At 58.8% G+C, this 4346-nt stretch carries 4 protein-coding genes and 1 pseudogene; all 5 read right to left on the bottom strand.

Features of this window, described 5'->3' with window-relative positions:
* Nucleotides 1-110: 110 nt before the first annotated feature.
* Complete coding sequence (locus HMPREF2914_RS27160) at nucleotides 111-1436, bottom strand: STY4528 family pathogenicity island replication protein (RefSeq protein WP_034008366.1); 1326 nt, start codon at nucleotides 1434-1436, stop codon at nucleotides 111-113.
* Complete coding sequence (locus HMPREF2914_RS27155) at nucleotides 1433-2200, bottom strand: DUF2857 domain-containing protein (protein ID WP_016264254.1); 768 nt, start codon at nucleotides 2198-2200, stop codon at nucleotides 1433-1435. The genes HMPREF2914_RS27160 and HMPREF2914_RS27155 overlap by 4 nt, the downstream gene beginning before the upstream one ends.
* 27 nt (nucleotides 2201-2227) lie before the next feature.
* On the bottom strand, nucleotides 2228-3964 hold the full coding sequence (locus tag HMPREF2914_RS27150; protein WP_033945045.1) for a ParB family protein: 1737 nt from the start codon (nucleotides 3962-3964) through the stop codon (nucleotides 2228-2230).
* Entirely contained in the window at nucleotides 3961-4209 is a 249-nt protein-coding gene (locus tag HMPREF2914_RS27145) for an ICE element conjugation transcription factor TprA (RefSeq protein ID WP_016254076.1), read from the bottom strand. Before HMPREF2914_RS27145 ends, HMPREF2914_RS27150 begins: the two co-directional genes overlap by 4 nt.
* Nucleotides 4210-4211: 2 nt before the next feature.
* Nucleotides 4212-4346: pseudogene (locus HMPREF2914_RS32080) on the bottom strand (nucleoid-associated protein YejK); the annotation flags it as partial.

Below are 4346 nucleotides of genomic sequence, written 5' to 3'. Positions count from 1 at the left end.
GGCCGAATCACCCAGTTCGCCGCCGGCGCCGAGGTCAGGACCTGACTGAGTGTTTCGGGCCGAAACACCTAGGCCGCTGTGAAAACGCACAACGCCCGGCCGAGACCTTCTCATGGCTCATCACCCCGCTCGGATGGCACGCTCGATCCGTGCCTGGGCCGAATAAGGTCCTTGAGCCGGCTGAGGACCTCGCTCCCTGTCCGGGTATCACCCCGCATTTGAACCTGGTGCTGTTCAGGCGTCGTGGGGCTTGGTGGGGCCGGAGCACGACTGGGGCGTTCCGCTGCTGGGATGGCTCGTTCAGCCGGTTCTTCCGGAGCCCAAGAAGCGTTGAACTTGCCCTGAACTGCACGCTGGATGAGCGTCATGAGGTAGCCGAACGGATTGCTGACTGTTCCGCCGGCACAACGGTGCTGCCACTGCTCGATGATGGGTAGCCGAAGATCCTCGGACACCCGTCTGAGCGCGCTTACTGCCTGGATCCGTTGCTCGGCCTCCAGTGCGTGCAGGAGATCCTGCCAGTTCGGATGGGCTTCCTCGCGTGCTCGCGGTTGTACTGGCTTTTTACATACAGAATCTTGTTTGTATGTATACGTACTATATGAGTTCGGCATCCGAACCAAGGGCGTACTCGGCGGATTCTGTCTGGGTTCGGCATCCGAACTCAGCGGTAAAGCGCATTGCTTGCCGCTGATTTCACTGAGTTCGGCATCCGAACTCGGGGTTGAATGAGGTAGATCGGGCAGAGTTCGGATGCCGAACTCTGCCGCTGGATCCGCTTCGAGCTGACTATCGATAGCCCATTGCTGGTGGTTCAAGCGTCCCTCGAGCTTCTCCAGATGGGTTGGGAGGCGGCGACCAACGTCCGGGTCATCCCTGAACTCCCGCCAGGTGATCTGGCCGATTTCGCGTATGGCTCGGTTGCTGTGGCCGGTGGACTGGCTCAGCAACTGCATGTAGTCGGTGTCCAACTCCAAGGCTTCGGCTGGAGAGACAGGCTCGTCGTGAAGGATGTAGACGTTGCCCTGTACTTGTCCGTTGAGGTCGTTGCGCAGGCGTCGGCCGAGACTGAGCCAGCGTGTCAAACGAAGAACCGTGAGTGCCTTGGCGATGGTTTCGCGCGAGGCGATCTTGCCCGGCTGCATACCGAGATAGGGGCGCAGTTGCTCGTATGTCGGGAACGCGGTCAGTCCGTCGTCGTTGATGAGCAAGCGGAAAACTTGCCAGCAGTTCCTCTCCAGCGGAGTAAGACGCTTATCCAGGAGGAGGCGCCGTGGAACGGTTTCATGAGGATTGCCGCTGAAAATGATGCCGGAATATTGTTGAGCCAGCGGTTCGCCGCTTTCGGCAGCAAGCCGCTTCTTATACAAATGGGCCTCGAGATGTCCCGAGGCCGAGTCCAGCAGTGTCGAGATGGGAAAGCGCGACAGCCTCATGGTGCTGTGTCGCCTTCCGACTGAACCAGGTTCAGTAGTTGTTGACGTTCTGTCTCAGCGTTCACCTGCGTTGTTGCGGATGGGGCAGAGTGGGGCAGGTGTGAGCTGACGCTAGCGAGGTAAATAGTGGATTGGGACTTTTGCAGGCCCGCCTGGCTCTGGCTCGATTTGCCAGACGGATAGAGCCCGTCTTTCAACCAGCTCTGGATGAGAGACCAAACAATGGCGAGGCTGATGAATTCTGGACTGTCTTGTTCGATTCCGGCGTTGATTTCCTCAGTTAGGATCATCGCGATGTCCAGCAACTCCATGCTGTCCTCGAGGCGGACCTGATTTTCCTGCATCAGGTGCTCCCAGCGGAACCATATCTGGCGCTCGATCTGTTCATCGAGCTGCCGCCAGCGACCGCGGCGCGGGTGGATCTCCAGCATCAAGCGCTTGGTGGCGGTGTCCTCCGGCGACAGACCGAAAAAGCTCTGGATCATCGTTGTGGTGGCTCCCAGCTTCAGTGCGCGTTCGATCTGCAGGTCTTCCTGCGCGCTGCGCTCGGCTGTGGCCAGGATTTTCTCCATGACGTCGATGTTCACTCTGACGTCTACCCAAGAAACCGGGGTATTGGTCAGGATGCTCATAACGGCAGGCTGTTGGAGCTGAGCCAGAATCTCCGGCCGCAGCCCCATCTCGGCACAACGCCTGAGCTGGCCGTTGCGCAGGTGGTTGAGCACCTGCGTCAGGACCGCTTCATTGATCAACGACTTCGACATGTCGATCTCTCCCCAAATCGTGCGAAATCACTGGTCGGTAGCTGCTTGCTCGAAGGCGGCCGGCGGCAGCTCAAGGTCAACCAGGCGTCGGGCAAGACGAATGATCCGGAACAGTTTCACCAGGGCTTCGTCATTGAGCCTGCCTTCCTGGCTGGATGGCTGATCGCTTGTGGTGGGTTGACCCAGCAGCAACTGAGCGAAGCCAGCTGAGAACTGGAATTCACCCAGTGCATCGCGGCAGGTCTGTTGATCGTGAGTGTTCAGAACGACTTGGACCTGGCCGCTGAGCGCTTGAAGCAGCGTCATGAGGTGCAGCGCTGAATCAGTAATCTCACGGTCTTCATTGGGCTCGCGATACGTGTAACCCACACCGCCCTGGATCCTGACGATTTCGCCAGGGGCGCCGACGTGCAGAGCGATCTCTTCAGCCAGGTCAGCGATGTGCTGTCGCAGGATCTCGGGGGTATCGATCGACCGCTCGATGTACCAGAGGTCGGTGATCGGGTGCAGACCGCCGACTTGCACTGGGATTGCCTGCAGGGCTGTTTCATCGAAGACAGGTAGATATTCACCCTCAAGGCCAGCAAGCCGTTGGCGAGTCTGCTGGATCTTGGTCGATACCGGGCTCACGATATGGCCTGCCAAGACCGCTGCACGCTCCTCGTCGGTCAGTTGCTGTTGTTGGACTGGTGGCGGCGGAGCTGGCAGGGTAGATGTACCCGGGGGGCTCTTGGTCTTGGACGTTTGGAGGCCGGTAGCGGGGCTCTGTATTTGTGCTTGCCCAGTAGACGACGCAGCAGGGTTTTCCTGCCCAACTGGTGGAATTTCAGGTGGCCCGGCAGGTGTGGGCAGGTCGACCAGAGTGCTGCGGCGTTGTTCCTGCTGCCCGTTGGTGATCTCGAGCAGGATCTGGTCATAACGCAGGCCCAGGGGTCGCTTCATCTGGTCGATGAGTTCGTCCTGGAAACGCTCGAAAATGAATTCGTCAGGGCTACTGTCGAAGATTGCCAGCGTGTCCTGGAATAGCATCTCGAAGTCGATACCCTCGCCGGAGTAAAGGCGTTTCCAGCAGCTCAGAGAGGCCTTGCGCAGTGAGAGAATGCGAGAAACACGATCAACCCCCAGGCCCGAGTACAGCATGCTTGGTATGGCTGGAAGCAGGAACTCAACGGTATCCAGCATTTTGCTTATGTGGGACTGAGATACTGGGTAGCCATCCGCTTTTAGCCGACGTGCCAGCTCACGCTGGGAAATGCTTTCACCGCCGCTCTCTTGTTCATAGAGGACTTTCGCCTTTTTAACTCCAATAGCTCGCTCAATGAACTTCAGGTCACCCTTCAGATCGTTCTCAGCCAGGTGACCAGTCAGCGCGATGATTTCGCCGCGCTGCTTGTCCCAGGGCCTGAACAGGCAGTTGAAGCGGAAGTAACGCTCGTCGCCGGTCTCTTTGTAGAGCTCGTTGAGAATTTCCAGGCGAGTGTTTCCGCCGTTGCGAATGCGGTATTTGTCTTCCCCAGGGCGTCGAGTCACTGGTGGCGGCGTATCGAGGCCTCGATGCCGGATCGATTCTTTCAACTCATCGTATTTCGGGTTTCGAGTGGTCCGGGGGTTATCGTGCCAGGGGAGGACCTGGTCGAGTGTCAGCACCATGGGCGTGTCGCTGATTGGGTCCGACAACTGCTCCAGAACCTTGGGCGGCGCGGTAAAACCAGGGGCAAGTAGCCGGTCTTTCAGATCTTGCGGGTTGATCTTGGCCATACTCATGCCTCCGCCACCTGAGGCGTGTTCGCCGCCGCCAGCTCAGCCTGCAGGCGCTGGTTCTTGGCGAAGAGTTCGTCGACCATTCGGTTTGCTCGCGCGAGTTCTTCTTCGAGCGCGTTGCTGCGCTCCAGTCGGTAGACGATCTCGCTGTTGGCCGAACGGTGGTTATCCGCGGCTTTTTGCTTTAGCTGATCGCGCAAGCCCAAGGGCATACGGACAACGAACTTATCTTCGGTTTCTCGGGCCATGGTCATTCTCCAATTTGGGCCTTGCGCCGCTTGAGCTGGTCGCGGAGTTGAGTGGGGAGGCTGCTGATCTGCAGCGTGTCGCGCTCCTCGTCGTACTCGATCCTGGAGCCCAGCAGGTGCGCCTCGAAGCTGATCGA

It is taken from the genome of Pseudomonas sp. HMSC067G02 (genome assembly GCF_001813485.1).
GTDB classification, from domain to species: Bacteria; Pseudomonadota; Gammaproteobacteria; order Pseudomonadales; family Pseudomonadaceae; genus Pseudomonas; species Pseudomonas aeruginosa.
The sequence above is the reverse complement of the archived record's forward strand: the minus strand, read 5'-3'. Positions and strand labels throughout refer to the sequence as shown.

Excerpts from the sequence above, each read along its gene's own strand:
- HMPREF2914_RS27160 (WP_034008366.1), bottom strand. The coding sequence starts at position 1,436 with ATGAGGCTGTCGCGCTTTCCCATCTCGACACTGCTGGACTCGGCCTCG.
- HMPREF2914_RS27155 (WP_016264254.1), bottom strand. The coding sequence starts at position 2,200 with ATGTCGAAGTCGTTGATCAATGAAGCGGTCCTGACGCAGGTGCTCAAC.
- HMPREF2914_RS27150 (WP_033945045.1), bottom strand. The coding sequence starts at position 3,964 with ATGAGTATGGCCAAGATCAACCCGCAAGATCTGAAAGACCGGCTACTT.
- HMPREF2914_RS27145 (WP_016254076.1), bottom strand. The coding sequence starts at position 4,209 with ATGGCCCGAGAAACCGAAGATAAGTTCGTTGTCCGTATGCCCTTGGGC.